The organism is Achromobacter sp. UBA4530 (assembly GCF_002388205.1).
Classification (GTDB): domain Bacteria; phylum Pseudomonadota; class Gammaproteobacteria; order Burkholderiales; family Burkholderiaceae_B; genus Achromobacter; species Achromobacter animicus.
Genome location: NZ_DGMA01000003.1, coordinates 54,127 through 69,617, shown reverse-complemented (window position 1 = coordinate 69,617; position 15,491 = coordinate 54,127). Strand labels below are relative to the sequence as shown.

The window sequence follows — 15,491 nt, the reverse complement described above, 5'->3', positions numbered from 1 at the left end:
CAGCCTGTGGATGCAAGGGCGGGCGTGCTTACCGGTTTTCGTCGTCCATCGTCAGCGCGCCGTCCTTCATGATGCCCTGCGCGATTTCCTCGGCGGACTTGCCCGCAAAGCCATGCTCGCCTGCGGTGATGCGCAGGCTATCGCCGTCCAGCGGGCTCATCAGCGTGGCCGAGGACAGCAGAATGCCGTTCGCGCGAAACTGCACGCGCTGGCCCACGCGCTCGCGCGTGAAGTTTGCCAGCGTCTTGACGCTGTCAGGCTTGAGCTTGATGTCGACGACGCGCGCGTTCGTGTGCGGATCGGCGCCGGGCGTGACCTGCTCGACCTGCAGCGTGACGGACTCGGCGTGGGCGGCGAAGGGCAGGGCGGCGGCGAGCGCCGCGGCTAGTGCGCTGGCCAGAACAGGATGTCGCATTGATGGCATGGGGACGCTCCTTCTGATGGACGACGCTCCATCCTATACGGATCGCGGCAGACGGGGATGACCGTCTGATATATTCCTGACGAAATTTTGCCGGCGTGCGCCACGCTGGCGCCGGTGAGGAGTGACCATGATTGCACGCGCCACCTGTCTGTTGTCCATCGTCCTGCTGGCCAGTACTGCGCAGGCCGGCTCCGCGCCCGCATCGCTGTCGTGCATATCAGAGAGCGGCAAGGTGGCGTTGAAGGGCGACATTCCTTCGCCGTCTTCCGAAGAACTGGCGCTGACGCTGACCTATGCGACGGCCACGCTGTCGTTCACGTCGGATGAGGCGCCCGGTTATGTTGTCGCCAATTTCCCGCAGTCAGTGTTCACGCTGGTCGCGCCGACGGATGGACAGGCGCTGACGCTGTATGCGTTACCGTCCACCGTGGCTGTGAAAAAGACGGCTGATGGCGACATGGCCGGCACGTTCCAGGCCCGGCTGCTGGGTCCGCGTCCCGGCGGCAACGCGGCCAGCGGTTATCCGGCGCCCCTGCAAGCCACGTTGAACTGCGACTACCGGTATTCGCTGTAAACCGCGCGCCGGCGTCATCAACCCTTCCTCGTTTTGCGTGAAGCTGCCGGATTTGACGGGCGGGATGCCGCACGCCCACAATCGGCCGAACGACCACCCGCAGGCGGATCTTCGATTTCCGCCGCCCATCCCGGAGGAACATCCCATGGCAGACGCTGACCCCAAAACCCAGACACCAACCCAAGCGGAAACCCAGGCGCTGTTCGACCAAGGTCTGGAACTGCGCCGCGAAGTGCTCGGCGCCGACTATGTGGATGGCTCGATCGCGCGCGCCAACGATTTCATGATGGCGTTCCAGCACATCACGACCGAATGGTGCTGGGGCTACACCTGGGGCCGCCCCGGGCTTGAGAAGAAGACGCGCAGCATGCTCAATCTGGCCATGCTGACGGCGCTGAACCGGCCCGCCGAGATCAAGCTGCACGTCAAAGGTGCGCTGAACAACGGTGTGACGGTCGAGGAAATCAAGGAGATCCTGCTGCAGGCCACGGTCTACTGCGGCATTCCCGCGGGCCTGGACGCGTTCAAGGTGGCCAACCAGGTGCTGGAAGAGGAAGGCGCGTTCAAGGCGCAGCAGGGATGACTCGCCCCGGCACTGGGCCGGCGCGCCCTTGAAGCTGGGGAAAAACTGAAAGCGGCGGGAAGAACGGCGGATTTCACGCGGTTCTTTCCTGCTTGCCCGCATCGGGAGCGGGCTATGATGACTTGTAATCCGATGTGTTACAACTACAAAAATTTTGAAATAACCGGCACATGTTTCGCTGCGGGCTTGCGCGCGCGGCGAGACTGCGTCTGACATCACGCGTTTGCGCCTTGGGCGCTGACGCATTTTCCGGCATAGTTTGTGACGGCAAGGCCCGGCCGGGTTCCGTCGCGATAGCAGTATGGCTACACAAACGCAGTTTCCCGCTCCCACGCGCGTGATCGCTGCCTTCGACTTCGACGGCACGCTCACTCAGCGCGACACATTCATTCCCTTCCTGGCCCACCTGTCGTGGGTCGGCTTGCTGGCGGCGTTCGTGCGGACCGCGCCGGCGCTGACGGCGTTCGCGCTGCGTCTGCGCAGCAACGAAGACGCCAAGCAGTCGCTCTGCCGCGCCGCGCTGCGCGGGCGCTCGCGCACCGAGCTGGCCCGCATCGCCCGCGCGTGGGTGCACACCATTCCGCTGCGGCCCGCGCTCATCGAGCGGCTGCGCTGGCACCAGCAGCGCGGCGACCGCTGCGTGCTGGTCAGCGCCTCGCCCGACATCTACCTCGACGACGTGGCCCGCTACCTCGGGTTCGACGACCTCATCTGCACGCGAATGGCGGTTGATGCGCAGGGCCGTCTGACCGGCGACTTTGACGGACACAACTGCTGGGGCCCTGAAAAGTTGCGGCGCCTGACCGAGCGCTACGGCGGTCCGGACCAATATGAACTGCACGCCTACGGCGACAGCCGCGGCGACCAGTGGCTCATCGACGCGGCCCAACATGCCTGGTACCGCGGGCAGGCGGTCAAGCCATGAGGGCGCTGATTTCCCTGCTGCGTCCGCAGCAATGGCTGAAAAACGGCTTCGTGCTGATCGGCCTGATCTTCAGCCACGGATGGACGAACCCCGCGCTGGTGTTTGCCGTGGGCGTGGGCTTTGTCGCGTTCTGCCTCGCGTCCAGCGCGGTCTATGTCCTGAACGACTATCACGACCGCGCCGCCGATGCGGCGCATCCCAAGAAGCGGCTGCGCGCCATTGCCAGCGGACGGGTCGGCCTGCCCGCTGCCCGCGCGCTGATCGTCGTGCTGTTTGGCTCGGCGCTCGGCCTGCCGCTCGTGTGCGGGCTCTGGCCCGTGGCGCTGGCCGTGGCCGGCTATCTGACCCTGAACATCGCCTACACCCTGAGCCTCAAGCACAAGGTGCTGGTCGATGTGTTCTGTATTGCTGCGGGCTTCATGATCCGCCTGGCTTGCGGCACCTTTGCGGTGGGCATCATCCCGTCGCGCTGGATGCTGCTGTGCAGTTTCATGCTGACCCTGTTCCTGGGTTTTGCCAAACGGCGTGCCGAGATCGCGTCGGCGCCTCTCGATGCCCCGGCATCGCAAGGCAGCACGCGCACCGTGCTGCGCCACTATTCGCCGCAGCTGCTGGACATCCTGGTGGGCATCACCGCCAGCACGACGCTGCTGGCGTATGGCCTCTATACGGTGGACGACATCACCGCCGCGTTGCACGGCACGCAGCATCTGATCGTCACGCTGCCCATCGTCACCTTCGGCGTCTTCCGGTATATCTACTTGCTGTACAAGGGCGGATCGGGCGAAGAGCCGGGCCGCGATCTGCTCGCCGACAACCAGATCCGCCTTGCGGTGCTGGCCTGGGTGGCGGTGGTGGTTTTGCTGGTAAGGACGTAGACATGGCATATCTTTGGCTGATCCTCAGCGGGGCCTGCAGCGTGGTGGCCAGCGTGGCGCTCAAGGCGGCGGGGGCCGCCGCAGCCCACGGACCCACACCGTCCTTGCTGACGCAGGCGCTGCCCTATGCGGGCGCCATCGGCGCGTACGGCCTGGGCTTTGGTTTCTACGCGCTGGCGCTGCGCCAGCTCGATCTGACGCTGGCGTATCCGTTGATGGTGGCCTGCGCGATTGCGGGCGTGTTCGTCTACGGCCTGCTGTCCGGCACGGAGACCATCACGGCCATGCGGATGGCGGGCGCGGCGTTCATCGCCGTCGGCGTCTTCCTGGTCTCGAAGTAGGCGCAGCCATGCAACGCCTGTTTCAAAGCGCGTGGTATCGCGGGTTCCTGCTGTGCTGCGCCTACGTCGTCGTGGCGGCCGCCGTGATGAACGGGTTCTACACCAAGTGGCGGCTCAACGACGGCCATGCGGCGCTCGGGCTGTCGCAGATGGTCGAGGGCACGGCCCACCGTCCGTATGTGTATCGGCAGTTCGTGCCCGCGCTGGCCAACGGCATCCAGGCGTTGCTGCCGCCGGCCACCGTGGCGCGCCTGTCCGAGCGTCTGGCCGAACCTCGGCGCGTGAACAGCCGTTCGGGTCTGGCGATGCGCTATCCGGCGTCCGAGGCCCTGCTGCCGGCAGTCACCTTGCGCTACCACCTCGTCTACTACCTGACGTTTGCCGCGCTGTTGGCTTCGCTGTTCGTCATGCGCCGCGTGGCGCAGCAGGCGGGGGCGGGTGCGGTGGCCGCGACGGCAGCGCCTGCGGTCCTGGCGATGATGGTGCCGTTCTTTTTGACCGAGGGCGGCTACTTCTACGATTTCGTCGAACTGCTGTTCATCATGAGCGCCGTGCTGCTGGCGCTGGGCGCCTCGCGCCAGACGCCGGTCCGGCTTTGCGCGCTGGTGGCGCTGGCGGGGCTGGCGACGTGGAACAAGGAAGCCTTCTTCTTTTTCACGCCCGCCCTGTACCCGCTCTTGCGGCGCAACCTGCCGCGCCTGCCGGCGGCGGGCGTCGTGGCGGTGCTGCTGCTGGTGAGCGGTTGCGTCTATCTGGCGCTGCGCATGCGTTACGCGGGCAATCCCGGATCCACCGTGGATTTCCAGCTGTGGGACAACCTGCGCTACTACGTTGACCCCCGCAACTGGCTGCTTACCGAGAACACCTATGGCGTTCTGCTGCCGCGCGGCTTCAGTCTCTTCAGCATCCTGGCCTTCGCGGGCATCGCCATCAATGGCTGGCCGCGGCTGCCGGATGCCCTGCGCGGGCACGCGAAGCTGGCGCTGGCCATCAACGTGCCGCTGTTCCTGCTGTTTTGTTCGCCCGGCGAAATGCGCAATCTGAGCATGCTGTATCCGGCGCTGCTGTGCCTGCTGGCGCTGGCGCTGGCAAAGTGGCTGGGGCCGCAGACCGCGCCCCAACCGGCCGTCTCCCTGGAAGTCCGATGATCCGTTTTTTCAATAGCGTGGGCTACCGCCGATTCCTGTTGGCGATGCTCTATGTCATGGTCGCCGCGGCGGCCTTCAATGGTTTCTATACCAAGTGGCGCCTGAACGACGGGCACGGCCCGCATTCGCTGGCGTCCATGGTCGACGGCACCGCGTACCGGCCTTACGTGTACCGCCAGTTCGCGCCGGCCATCGCCAATGGCATTCAAGACCTGATGCCGGCCGCGACCGTCGAGCGCCTGTCCGAGCGGCTGACCGACCCGCGCCGCGTGAACAGCCGGTCAGGACTGGCCATGCGTTTTCCCGCGTCGGAAGCGATGCAGGCGCCTGTGACGCTGCGCTATCACATCGTCTATTACCTGACCTTCCTGGCGCTGCTCGGCTCGCTGTTCGCCATGCGGTCGGTGTGCCTGCGGGCGGGCGCCAGCGCAGCCGCTGCCACCGCGGCGCCGCTCGTCATTGCGTTGCTGCTGCCGTTCTTTCTGACCGAAGGCGGCTTCTTCTACGACTTCTTCGAAGTGCTGTTCATGGCGTGCGCCATTCTGCTTGCCTGGCGCATTCCGGTCGAACGCCCCGTGCGCGCGGCCGGGCGGCTGGGCCTGCTGACCGTCGTTGCCGCGATGGCGACCTGGAACAAGGAGGCGTTCTTCTTCTATGTCGTCACGCTGTATCCCATTCTTCGGCTAAGCCTGCCGCGCCTCAAGGCTGCAACCGTCGTGGCGGGGCTGGTGTTCGTCTGCGGCTGCGTGTATCTGGCCCTGCGCGTGCGCTACGCGGGCAACCCGGGCGGTGCGGTGAGTTTCCAGCCGGGCGCGAATTTCTTCTACTTCCTGGACCCCGGCAACTGGTTCCGCACCGAAAGCACCTACGGCGTCGCGCTGCCCAAAGGGCTGAGCGCCGTGATGGTGTTAATGATCGTGGGCGTGGCCGTCACCGGCTGGCGCCTGCTGCCCGCGCCGTTCCGGCTGCACGTGCTGATGGCGCTGGCGGTCAACGTGCCGCTCTTTCTGCTGTTCGCCGCCGAGGGCGAGGCGCGCAACTTGAGCATGCTGTATCCATCGCTGCTGGTGCTGATGGCAATGGCCTTGACGGCCTGGATTAACACCGCCGCGCCGACCGCGGCGGGCGTTGATCGCGCGCAAGCGTAATCGGCGGTGCGCGGGTTTACCCCATACCCGCTCATCGCCAAAATTTGTATGATGACCCGATAACTTCTATTCAAGAGACATCGTCGTCATGCCTGCTTCGCCGCGTCTGCTGTTCGTTGCCCGTCCCTGCCGCCCGGGGACATTCCATGACTGAAGAAGCCCGCATCCGCGAAGAAATCTGCACCATCGGCGCAAGCCTCTATGCGCGTGGCTATACCGTCGGCGCGGCCGGAAACATCAGCGCCCGGCTGGACGACGGATGGCTCATCACACCCACCGACGCCTGCCTGGGCCGGCTGGATCCCGCCGAGCTGGCCAAGGTCGATCTGGACGGCAACTGGGTCGCCGGCGGCAAGCCGTCTAAGACGTTGCTGCTGCATCAGGGCATCTACCGCGCCAGCCCGGATTCCCGCGGCATCGTGCATACGCACTCTACCCATCTGGTCGCGCTGACGCTCGCGGGCGTGTGGCGTCCGGACGAGGTATTGCCGCCGATCACGCCCTACCAGGTCATGAAGGTGGGTCGCATCCCGTTGATCGGCTATCGCCGTCCGGGCGACCCGCAGGCGGCAGCCGAAGTCGCCGCCGTGGCGGGGCAGGTGCGCGGCGCCTTGTTCGAGCGGCTGGGCCCGGTGGTCTGGGAAAAGTCGGTGTCCCACGCGTCATTTGCGCTCGAGGAACTGGAAGAAACCGCCCGCCTGTGGCTGATGACTCAGCCGCGTCCCGAGCCGCTGACGGACGAGGCCATCGAGACCCTGCGCGCCACGTTCGGCGCCCGCTACTGATCCGCTTTTTCGTACAAAGCCTGCCGGCCGCGACAGCGCGGATCAAGGCGGCGCATTCTTGATGGAGACTGGTAATGCCCCCGATGGAACTGGCGTCCCATGCCGCGCCTGCGGCTTCGTCGCCGCCCGAGTCCCGCGAAACCGCTCGCGCGTATGCCAAGGTGTTCTGGCGGCTGGTGCCGTTCCTGATGCTTTGCTATGTCATCGCCTACCTGGACCGCGTCAACGTCGGCTTCGCCAAGCTGCAGATGTCGCAGGACCTGGGCTTCAGTGAAACCGTCTTTGGCCTGGGCGCCGGCGTCTTCTTCATTGGCTACTTCCTGTTCGAAGTGCCCAGCAATCTGCTGATGCACCGGCTGGGGGCGCGCATCTGGATCGCGCGCATCATGATCACCTGGGGCATTCTGTCGGGCATGTTCATGTTCGTCGAAACCCCGACGGGCTTCTACATCCTGCGCTTCCTGTTGGGGCTGGCCGAAGCCGGGTTCTATCCCGGCGTGATCCTGTACCTGACCTACTGGTACCCGGCCCACCGCCGCGCAAAGATCATCGCGCTGTTCATGTCGGCCATCCCCGTGGCGGGGATCTTCGGCAATCCGCTGTCCGGCTGGATCATGGAGGCCTTTCATGGCATGCACGGCTTGCAGGGCTGGCAATGGATGTTCCTGATCGAGGCCGTGCCGGCGCTGGTGATCGGCGTGGTCACGGTGATGTATCTGGACAATGGCATCGCCAGCGCAAAATGGCTGAGCGACGACGAAAAGAAGCTGCTGACGCGCGAGATCGAACAGGACCAGAAGGAGACAGGCACGCAGAAGCATTCGCTGCGCGCGGTGTTCGCCGACAAGCGCGTATGGTGGATGTGCCTGATCTACTTTGCCTTCGTCGCCGGCCAGTATGGCTTGACGTTCTGGATGCCCACGCTGATCAAGTCCACGGGCGTGACGGGGGCGTTCAACATCGGCCTGCTCAGCGCCATCCCCTTCCTGTGCGCCATCGTCGTGATGAACCTGCTGGGCCATTCCGCGGACCGCCGGCGCGAGCGCCGCTGGCACCTGATCGTGCCGGCGCTGGCGGGCGCCGTGGGCTTCTCGGCGGCGGCTTCTTTCGCCGACAACACCGTGGTGTCGCTGGTGTTCCTGTCCATGGCGGCCGCGGGCGTGCTGACCTGCGCGCCGCTGTTCTGGTCGCTGCCGACCGCGTTCCTGTCCGGCACGGCCGCGGCCGCCGGCATCGCCATCGTCAACTCCGTGGGCAACCTGGCCGGCTTTGCCAGCCCCTACATGATCGGCTACCTGAAGGACCTGACCAGTTCCACTGCGTCCGGCATGTACGTGCTGGCGGGCGTGCTGGTCATTGGCGCCATCGCGGTCTGGTTTACGCCGGCCAAGCTGGTCAACCGCTAGCGCGGCGTCCGCAATCACCTCTGCATCAAAGGAACCGACATGCCGCGCCTGGCCGCAAACCTCAGCATGATGTACACGGAACATCCCTTCCTGGAGCGCTTCGCCGCCGCGGCGCATGACGGGTTCACGGGGGTGGAATTCCTGTTTCCCTACGATTTCACGGCGGCCGAGATCCGATCGCGCCTGGATGCGCACGGCCTGACGCAGGCCCTGTTCAATGCGCCGCCGGGTGACTGGGCGGCGGGGGAGCGCGGCATCGCATCGCTGCCTGGACGCGAAGACGAGTTCAAGCGCGGACTGGACCAGGCGTTGGAATACGCAGCGGTGCTGGGCAACCGCCATCTGCATGTGATGGCAGGCCTGATCCGTCCCGGCCAGGACCACGCGGCGCACCGGGATGTCTACGTCAGGAACCTGGCGCTTGCCGCGCGCACGGCCGCCACCGCTGGCGTGACCGTGGTGATCGAACCCATCAACACGCGCGATATTCCCGGCTTTTTCCTGAACCGGCAGGACGACGCGCAGGCCATTCGCCACGACGTGGGCGCGGACAACCTGAAGGTGCAGTTCGACATCTACCACTGCCAGATCGTCGAAGGCGACATCGCCGTGAAGCTCGAACGCGATATGGCCGGCGTTGGCCACATCCAGATTGCGGGCGTGCCAGACCGTCACGAACCCGATCTGGGCGAACTGAACTACCCCTACCTGTTCCAGCGTATCGACGCGTTGGGCTATCAAGGCTGGATCGGCTGCGAATATCGCCCGCGCGCCGGAACGTCCGAAGGCCTGGGCTGGGCCCAACCCTATCTCACCCATCGTTGAGCATCCCATCATGAAGATACTGATCACCGGCGGCGCCGGATTCCTGGGCCAGCGGCTGGCGCGCAAACTGCTCGAGCGCGGCACGCTGGCGCTGGAAGGCGGCAAGCCCCAGACCATTACGCAAATCGATTTGCTGGACGTCGTGAAGGCGGATCTGCAGGACCCGCGCGTACGGTCGCTGGAAGGCGACATTGCCGACCCGGCGGTGCTGCGGCAAGCCATCGATACCGAGACGCGCGCCATTTTTCATCTGGCCGCCATTGTCAGCGGACAGGCGGAGGCAGACTTCGACCTGGGCATGCGCATCAATCTGGACGCCTCGCGCGCGTTGCTGGAAACCTGCCGCGCGCTGGGCCACAAGCCGCGCGTCATTTTCACCAGCTCCGTGGCGGTGTATGGCGGCAATCTGCCCGACACCGTGCGCGACGACACTGCGCTCAATCCGCAATCGTCCTACGGCACGCAGAAGGCCATCGCCGAACTGCTGCTGGCCGACTACACGCGGCGCGGGTTCGTCGATGGCCGTGTGCTGCGCCTGCCGACCATCAGCGTGCGTCCCGGCCGGCCGAATGCGGCGGCGTCGTCGTTCGCCAGCGGCATCATCCGCGAACCCCTGAATGGCGAACCGGCCGTGTGCCCGGTTGGCGCGGACACGCGGCTGTGGCTGCTGTCGCCGCGCGGCGCGATCGCTGCCTTGATCGCAGGCTGCGAGCTGGATGCCGAGGCGATGGCGGACCGGACGCCGATCAACCTGCCTGGCGTGTCAGTCACGGCGGCCGAGATGGCGCAGGCCTTGCGCGAGGTCGCGGGCGACGAGGTTGCCGACCGCATCAGCTGGCAGGCGGACGCGCGTGTCGAGCGCATCGTCGGCAGTTGGCCGGGGCGTTGGGACACGTCGCGCGCCACCCGCCTGGGCCTGACGGGCGATGGCAGTTTTGCCGACATCGTCCGCGCCTACATGGCCGACGACCTGAAGCGTTGAGTCGCCGCCTTTCCCTTTTGCATCCCGCTCCCGGACAACGAACGACATGATCAATTCCACAGAAACACCGCGCCGCGTTGGCGTCATCGGCCTGGGCGCGATGGGCGCGGGCATTGCCCAAAGCCTGCGCCGCGCCGGGCACGCGGTCCACGTGTACGACATTCGCGCCGACGCCGCGGCGGCCTTCGCGGCGCAGGGCGGCGTGGCCTGCGCCAGCCTGGCGGACATGGCGCAGGCCTGCGAGATCGTCGTCAGCGTGGTCGTCAACGCGCAGCAGACCGAGTCGGTGCTGTTTGGCGACGGCGGCCTTGCCGCCGCGCTGCGGCCCGGATCGGTATTCGTCATGTGCTCTACCGTGGACCCCAACTGGTCCGTGGCACTGGAAGGGCGCCTGGCCGAGCAGGGAATCCTGTATCTGGACGCGCCCATCTCCGGCGGCGCGGCCAAGGCGGCTGCCGGCCAGATGACCATGATGACCGCCGGCAGCGCGGCCGCCTACGAGGCTTGCGGGTCAGTGCTGGAGTCGATGGCGGGAAAGGTCTATCGGCTGGGCGACCGCGCGGGCGCGGGAAGCAAGGTCAAGATCATCAACCAGTTGCTGGCCGGCGTGCACATCGCGGCCGCCGCCGAGGCCATGGCCCTGGGCCTGCGCGAAGGCGTGGACGCCGATGCGTTGTATGAGGTCATCACGCACAGCGCGGGCAACAGCTGGATGTTCGAGAACCGCATGCCCCACGTGCTGGCGGGCGACTACACGCCGTTGTCCGCAGTGGACATCTTCGTGAAAGACCTGGGCTTGGTGCTGGATACCGCAAGACACACCCGGTTCCCGCTGCCGCTGGCATCCACCGCGCACCAGATGTTCATGCAGGCGTCGTCGGCCGGCCATGGCCGGGAAGACGACAGCGCCGTGATCAAGATTTTCCCGGGCATTTCCCTGCCGGAGGCCAAATGACGATCAAGCTGGGCTGCATCGCCGACGATTTCACGGGTGCCACCGATCTGGCGAACAATCTGGTCCGCGCGGGCATGCGCACGGTGCAGACCATCGGTACGCCGGGCGAGCCGCTGCGGGGCGACGCGGACGCTGTGGTGGTCGCGTTGAAGACCCGCACGCTGCCGCCCGACGAGGCCATCGCGCAATCGCTCGCAGCGCTGCAGTGGCTGCGTGCGCAAGGGGCCGAACAGATCTACTTCAAGTACTGCTCCACGTTCGACAGCACACCGCAGGGCAATATCGGGCCGGTCACGGATGCGCTGATGACGAACCTGGATACCGCTTTCACCATCGCGACGCCGGCGTTTCCCGACAACAAGCGCACGGTGTTCAAGGGCTATCTGTTCGCGGGCGACGTGCTGCTCAACGAATCCGGCATGCAGCATCACCCGCTGACGCCGATGACCGACCCCAACCTCGTGCGGGTGCTGGCGGCGCAAACGTCGCGCAAGGTGGGCTTGATCGATTACAGCGTGGTCGCGCGCGGCACCGCCGCCATTCGTGAACGCATCCAGGAACTGATGTCGCAAGGCATCGAGATCGCCATCGTCGACGCCGTTTCCAACGACGACCTGCTGGCGCTGGGCCCGGCGCTGCAAGGCATGCCGTTGGTGACGGCGGGCTCCGGCGTGGCCATTGGCCTGCCGGGCAACTGGGGGCTGGCGGCCACGGGTTCTGCCGGCGTGGCCCGCGCGCAAGGCTTGCAGGCGGTGGTGGCGGGCAGTTGCTCCGCCGCGACGAACGCGCAGGTGGCGGCCTTCATTGAAAGCGGCCGGCCCGCGCTGGCGCTGGATCCCATGAAGCTGGCCGCCGGCGAGGACGTGGCGGGGCAGGCGCTGGCCTGGGCCGAGCCGCGCATGCAGGACGGCCCGGTGCTCATCTATTCCACGGCGCAGCCTGACGCCGTCAGGCAAACCCAGGGCGCGCTCGGCGCGAGCCAGGCGGGCTCCATGATCGAAGCGGCAATCGCGCGCATCGCAGCCGGATTGGTGGCGCGCGGTGTGCGGCAATTGATCGTGGCCGGCGGCGAGACCTCGGGCGCGGTGGTGCAGGCGTTGGGCCTGGAGCAGATCACGATCGGCGACCAGATCGATCCGGGCGTGCCGTGGTGCGCCGGTTATGCGCCGGTTGCGCAGGCCGACATCAGCATCGCGCTGAAGTCCGGCAACTTCGGCAGCCGGGATTTTTTCACGAAGGCGTTTCGCTAGCGGCCTGTGCAGGCCGGGGCGGTGCAGTCCGCGGCGGTGTAGTCCGTTATAGCGCTTCAGTCCGGCTCAGCGGTGCGCCTGGCTCAACCGCTTGGCGGCATTGACCATGTGAATGCGGGCGGCTTCCCGGGCGCCGTCCACATCCTTGCGCCGGATGGCTTCGACGATGGCGATGTGTTCCTGCAATACGTCGCGCATCAGGTTTGCATGGCGCGCCTCGTTGCCGCGGGTGACGCGTGTGGCGGCTTCCAGGAACTGGCTGACGAACGCAAGGGTGGTCAGAAAGTACGGGTTGCCGGTGGCGCGCGCGATGCTGCGGTGAAAGGCCACATCTTCCTTCACACCATCTCCGCCGTTGTCCACGGCCTGCGAGATCGCAGCCAGCGCCGCGTCGATCTCCACCATGTCCTGCTTCTTGCGGCTGGCGGCGGCTTGCGCCGCCACTTCGGTTTCCAGGGCCCGGCGCAAATCCACGATGTGCAGCACGGCCTCCAGTGACGAGAGCTCGGCTGCGTCGATCCGCAGCGCCCGGTTGCCAGTGTGCCCGGTGACGAAGACGCCGCTGCCTTGCCGCGCTTCGACCACGCCATCCTGGCGCAGCCGCGACACGGCTTCGCGGATCACCGTGCGGCTGACGCCAAACTGTTCGGCCAGCGCGGATTCCGTGGGCAGCTTTTCACCGGGCAGCACGCGTCCTTCGTCGATCTCGGCGAGCAGACGTTTGGCGACCGTGTCGGTCAGGGTGGGAACAGCGGGAAGTCGGGGAAACGCCATGGACGGGGAGTGGGGGGAGAAACAAAAAGGCCCGTCTCGACGTCATCGGCGGGGCCATCGGCAATAGTAACCCGGTCTATCGGTGCGTTCGCCTAGGTGCCGTCGGCATGCGCTGCCTGCGCGTCCAGGAGGCAATGCATGAAGCATTGCGCCGCTGGCGTGGGGGGCGAGTCGGCACGCGTCAGGACCGACACGCGCGCCGCGGGCAGCGGATGATCCAGACGGATCATGCGTAACCCGCGCGGCAGCAACTGATGATCGAAAAGATTGCGCACGAAGATGCCCAGCGCGTCGCTCTCCGCAATGATAGCCAGCGCCACCGCGATGGACTGGCAGGGAATCACGTCGCGCGGGGGCGGCAACCCATGCGCATCGAACGCCAGCCGCAGCAGGTTCGCGGGGGCTTGAATATTGCCCGGCAGCAGCCATAGCGCATCGTGCAGCTCGGCCAGCGTGCGCGCACCGCGCAGCGGATGGCCCGCGCGTGCGCCCACCGCCAGCGGCAGCGTGAACAGCGTGGTCCGCGCAAACCCGTCGTCGATGTCGCCGTCGTATTCGGTCTGCACCAGGAAGTCGTAGCGGCCGGATTCCAGCTGCTCGTGGCTGTAGGGCGGCGCGACCTCGTTGAAGGCCACCGAGACGCGCGGCATGCGTGCGCGAAACGCGGCCAGCGCGGCGGGCAGGACCGTCAGCGCCGCGGAACTGATGGCCAGGTTCAGCGTGCCGCCCTCGCCGTCGCGCATTTGGCCGATCTCCTCTTGCGCCTTGCGGGCTTCCTGCAGGATCAGCACGGCGCGCTTGTACAGCGCTTCCCCGTACGGGGTCAGTTCCACGCCCTTGACGCTGCGGCGCACCAGCTCCGCGCCTACGCTCTGCTCCAGCTCCCGCAGGCTGCGGGTGGCGGCAGGTTGGGTGACAAAGAGCGCCCGCGCCGCGGCACGGATGCTGCGATGCTCGGCAATCAGCACAAAGGCGCGGAGTTGGCGCAGGTTCATGGGCAAGTCGTTCCGGATTGGGCGGGCAGGGCTATAAGCAAAAGTGCTCATCGCGACAAAAATACTGTCTTTTGCTTATCGTGTGCCATCCGTATATTCACGGCGGTGGGGCGCGCAAAGCGATCCGGACGCACGGACCGGCGGCCCTGCACCGGACATCAAGGGGAAAACAATGTCTATTGCCATCGCCGCAGGCGGCCCGGGGTTGTACACGCCGTCGATGCGCCGCCGCGTCATTGCCGGCACCACCATCGGCAACGCGCTCGAGTTCTTCGACTTCACCGTCTTCACGTTCCTGATGCTGGTCATCGGGCCGCTCTTCTTTCCCGCGGCATCCGGCTACGGCCAGTTGCTGCTGACCACCGCCACCTTCGGCGTGGGCTTTCTGATGCGGCCCGTGGGCGGCATGCTGATCGGCTCGTACGCGGACCGGCACGGCCGCCGCGCGGCCATGACGCTGACGCTGTGGCTGATGGGCCTGGGCTGTGCGCTCATCGCCCTGGCGCCGACCCACGCGCAGATGGGCGTGCTGGGACCCGTGCTGATGGTGCTGGCACGGCTGATCCAGGGCTTTGCGGCGGGCGGCGAGGTCGGCGCCTCGACCACGCTGCTGGTGGAACACGCGCCGCCCGGCAAACGCGGCTTCTATTCGAGCTGGCAGTTCGGCAGCCAGTCGCTCGGCGTGATGCTGGGCGCGCTGACCGTGGCGATCCTGACGGCGGCGCTGACTAAGGAAGAAATGCAGGCCTGGGGCTGGCGGGTGCCGTTCGTGATCGGCATTCTGACGGTGCCGGTGGGCGCCTACATCCGCCGCAATCTGGAGGAAACGCTGGAACCCGCGCCTACCGCCGGCGCCAGAACGGCCGCCGCCGGCCACCAGCCGCTGCGGCGCGTCTTCGCCGACCACAAGCTCACGATCGTCAAGGGCATCCTGCTCGTGATCGGCGGCATGGTGTGCGCGCAGATCATCGGCTTCTACATGCCGGCTTACGCCACCAAGGAACTCGGCCTTCCGGCCACGTCCACGCTGTTTGCCAGTGTCGTGCTGGGCGCGATCGGTTTCGCGCTGGCGCCGTTCGTCGGCATGCTGGCGGACCGCGTGGGGCGCAAGCGGGTGATCTTCTGGTCGCGAGCCGTCACGGTCTGCGTGCTGCTGCCGTGCTTCCAATGGCTGGTGTCGGCGCCCAGCACCGGGCGGCTGATGACGGTCATCGCCCTGCTGGCCGTGCTGCTGGCGCTGCAGACCGCGCCCGTCATCACGATGCTGCCCGAACTGTTTCCGAAGGCCGTGCGCACCACGGGCATGTCCGTGGTGTACGGTCTGGGCATCTCGGTCTTTGGCGGCTTTGCGCAATTCTTCGTGACCTGGCTGCTGCACGTGACCGGCAACCCGATGGCGCCCGCGTGGTACCTGATGGTCACCGTGACGCTTTCCACCGTGGTGCTGTTCTGGATTCAGGACCGCACCGGCCATGACATCGACAGCCAGGAGCCCTGA

Annotated in this window: 17 protein-coding genes; 14 read left to right on the top strand and 3 right to left on the bottom strand. The window is 66.5% G+C overall.

Annotated elements, in window-relative coordinates; all coding sequences use genetic code 11:
* Nucleotides 1–28: 28 nt before the first annotated feature.
* Nucleotides 29–424, bottom strand: coding sequence for a SecDF P1 head subdomain-containing protein (locus tag B2W22_RS02300; protein WP_175139495.1), 396 nt, complete (start codon nucleotides 422–424; stop codon nucleotides 29–31).
* Nucleotides 425–551: 127 nt separating this feature from the next.
* On the opposite strand from B2W22_RS02300, the gene B2W22_RS02295 reads away from it, so the two are divergent.
* The 13 genes from B2W22_RS02295 to otnK all read left to right on the top strand — a co-directional run bounded on the left by B2W22_RS02295 (nucleotide 552) and on the right by otnK (nucleotide 12,224).
* Nucleotides 552–998: a hypothetical protein gene (locus tag B2W22_RS02295; protein WP_286936059.1), complete on the top strand. Its 447-nt coding sequence runs from the start codon at nucleotides 552–554 to the stop codon at nucleotides 996–998.
* 145 nt (nucleotides 999–1,143) lie between these two features.
* On the top strand, nucleotides 1,144–1,581 hold the full coding sequence (locus B2W22_RS02290; protein ID WP_175139497.1) for a carboxymuconolactone decarboxylase family protein: 438 nt from the start codon (nucleotides 1,144–1,146) through the stop codon (nucleotides 1,579–1,581).
* 301 nt (nucleotides 1,582–1,882) lie between these two features.
* A complete protein-coding gene (locus tag B2W22_RS02285; protein WP_175122110.1) occupies nucleotides 1,883–2,506 on the top strand; it encodes an HAD family hydrolase in 624 nt (207 codons plus the stop codon).
* The gene (locus tag B2W22_RS02280) at nucleotides 2,503–3,384 is read left to right on the top strand and encodes a decaprenyl-phosphate phosphoribosyltransferase (RefSeq protein WP_286936058.1); all 882 of its coding nucleotides are present in this window, start codon (nucleotides 2,503–2,505) and stop codon (nucleotides 3,382–3,384) included. Before B2W22_RS02285 ends, B2W22_RS02280 begins: the two co-directional genes overlap by 4 nt.
* Before the next feature lie 2 nt (nucleotides 3,385–3,386).
* Nucleotides 3,387–3,725 (top strand): DMT family transporter, encoded by a 339-nt coding sequence (locus B2W22_RS02275; protein WP_286936057.1) that lies wholly within the window; start codon nucleotides 3,387–3,389, stop codon nucleotides 3,723–3,725.
* A gap of 8 nt (nucleotides 3,726–3,733) precedes the next feature.
* Nucleotides 3,734–4,873, top strand: coding sequence for a hypothetical protein (locus B2W22_RS02270; protein WP_286936056.1), 1,140 nt, complete (start codon nucleotides 3,734–3,736; stop codon nucleotides 4,871–4,873).
* Nucleotides 4,870–6,021 (top strand): hypothetical protein, encoded by a 1,152-nt coding sequence (locus B2W22_RS02265; protein ID WP_286936055.1) that lies wholly within the window; start codon nucleotides 4,870–4,872, stop codon nucleotides 6,019–6,021. The genes B2W22_RS02270 and B2W22_RS02265 overlap by 4 nt, the downstream gene beginning before the upstream one ends.
* Before the next feature lie 146 nt (nucleotides 6,022–6,167).
* Entirely contained in the window at nucleotides 6,168–6,806 is a 639-nt protein-coding gene (locus B2W22_RS02260) for an aldolase (RefSeq protein ID WP_218342639.1), read from the top strand.
* A gap of 83 nt (nucleotides 6,807–6,889) precedes the next feature.
* Nucleotides 6,890–8,212, top strand: a complete 1,323-nt coding sequence (locus tag B2W22_RS02255; RefSeq protein ID WP_370633006.1) for an MFS transporter — start codon at nucleotides 6,890–6,892, stop codon at nucleotides 8,210–8,212.
* 39 nt (nucleotides 8,213–8,251) lie between these two features.
* The gene (otnI, locus tag B2W22_RS02250; RefSeq protein WP_286936054.1) at nucleotides 8,252–9,037 is read left to right on the top strand and encodes a 2-oxo-tetronate isomerase; all 786 of its coding nucleotides are present in this window, start codon (nucleotides 8,252–8,254) and stop codon (nucleotides 9,035–9,037) included.
* Between the two features lie 10 nt (nucleotides 9,038–9,047).
* Entirely contained in the window at nucleotides 9,048–10,019 is a 972-nt protein-coding gene (gene denD / locus B2W22_RS02245) for a D-erythronate dehydrogenase (protein ID WP_175122118.1), read from the top strand.
* 46 nt (nucleotides 10,020–10,065) lie between these two features.
* On the top strand, nucleotides 10,066–10,974 hold the full coding sequence (gene ltnD / locus B2W22_RS02240) for an L-threonate dehydrogenase (protein ID WP_286936053.1): 909 nt from the start codon (nucleotides 10,066–10,068) through the stop codon (nucleotides 10,972–10,974).
* Nucleotides 10,971–12,224, top strand: coding sequence for a 3-oxo-tetronate kinase (gene otnK / locus B2W22_RS02235; RefSeq protein WP_286936052.1), 1,254 nt, complete (start codon nucleotides 10,971–10,973; stop codon nucleotides 12,222–12,224). Before ltnD ends, otnK begins: the two co-directional genes overlap by 4 nt.
* Before the next feature lie 66 nt (nucleotides 12,225–12,290).
* On the opposite strand, the gene B2W22_RS02230 is transcribed toward otnK, so the two are convergent.
* The gene (locus B2W22_RS02230; RefSeq protein WP_175139503.1) at nucleotides 12,291–12,998 is read right to left on the bottom strand and encodes a FadR/GntR family transcriptional regulator; all 708 of its coding nucleotides are present in this window, start codon (nucleotides 12,996–12,998) and stop codon (nucleotides 12,291–12,293) included.
* Nucleotides 12,999–13,090: 92 nt separating this feature from the next.
* Nucleotides 13,091–13,993, bottom strand: a complete 903-nt coding sequence (locus B2W22_RS02225) for a LysR substrate-binding domain-containing protein (protein WP_286936051.1) — start codon at nucleotides 13,991–13,993, stop codon at nucleotides 13,091–13,093.
* Nucleotides 13,994–14,165: 172 nt separating this feature from the next.
* On the opposite strand from B2W22_RS02225, the gene B2W22_RS02220 reads away from it, so the two are divergent.
* Nucleotides 14,166–15,491 (top strand): MFS transporter, encoded by a 1,326-nt coding sequence (locus tag B2W22_RS02220; RefSeq protein WP_286936049.1) that lies wholly within the window; start codon nucleotides 14,166–14,168, stop codon nucleotides 15,489–15,491.

Coding starts and splice junctions, on each gene's coding strand:
- B2W22_RS02300 (WP_175139495.1), bottom strand. CDS start 424: ATGCCATCAATGCGACATCCTGTTCTGGCCAGCGCACTAGCCGCGGCG.
- B2W22_RS02295 (WP_286936059.1), top strand. CDS start 552: ATGATTGCACGCGCCACCTGTCTGTTGTCCATCGTCCTGCTGGCCAGT.
- B2W22_RS02290 (WP_175139497.1), top strand. CDS start 1,144: ATGGCAGACGCTGACCCCAAAACCCAGACACCAACCCAAGCGGAAACC.
- B2W22_RS02285 (WP_175122110.1), top strand. CDS start 1,883: ATGGCTACACAAACGCAGTTTCCCGCTCCCACGCGCGTGATCGCTGCC.
- B2W22_RS02280 (WP_286936058.1), top strand. CDS start 2,503: ATGAGGGCGCTGATTTCCCTGCTGCGTCCGCAGCAATGGCTGAAAAAC.
- B2W22_RS02275 (WP_286936057.1), top strand. CDS start 3,387: ATGGCATATCTTTGGCTGATCCTCAGCGGGGCCTGCAGCGTGGTGGCC.
- B2W22_RS02270 (WP_286936056.1), top strand. CDS start 3,734: ATGCAACGCCTGTTTCAAAGCGCGTGGTATCGCGGGTTCCTGCTGTGC.
- B2W22_RS02265 (WP_286936055.1), top strand. CDS start 4,870: ATGATCCGTTTTTTCAATAGCGTGGGCTACCGCCGATTCCTGTTGGCG.
- B2W22_RS02260 (WP_218342639.1), top strand. CDS start 6,168: ATGACTGAAGAAGCCCGCATCCGCGAAGAAATCTGCACCATCGGCGCA.
- B2W22_RS02255 (WP_370633006.1), top strand. CDS start 6,890: ATGGAACTGGCGTCCCATGCCGCGCCTGCGGCTTCGTCGCCGCCCGAG.
- otnI (WP_286936054.1), top strand. CDS start 8,252: ATGCCGCGCCTGGCCGCAAACCTCAGCATGATGTACACGGAACATCCC.
- denD (WP_175122118.1), top strand. CDS start 9,048: ATGAAGATACTGATCACCGGCGGCGCCGGATTCCTGGGCCAGCGGCTG.
- ltnD (WP_286936053.1), top strand. CDS start 10,066: ATGATCAATTCCACAGAAACACCGCGCCGCGTTGGCGTCATCGGCCTG.
- otnK (WP_286936052.1), top strand. CDS start 10,971: ATGACGATCAAGCTGGGCTGCATCGCCGACGATTTCACGGGTGCCACC.
- B2W22_RS02230 (WP_175139503.1), bottom strand. CDS start 12,998: ATGGCGTTTCCCCGACTTCCCGCTGTTCCCACCCTGACCGACACGGTC.
- B2W22_RS02225 (WP_286936051.1), bottom strand. CDS start 13,993: ATGAACCTGCGCCAACTCCGCGCCTTTGTGCTGATTGCCGAGCATCGC.
- B2W22_RS02220 (WP_286936049.1), top strand. CDS start 14,166: ATGTCTATTGCCATCGCCGCAGGCGGCCCGGGGTTGTACACGCCGTCG.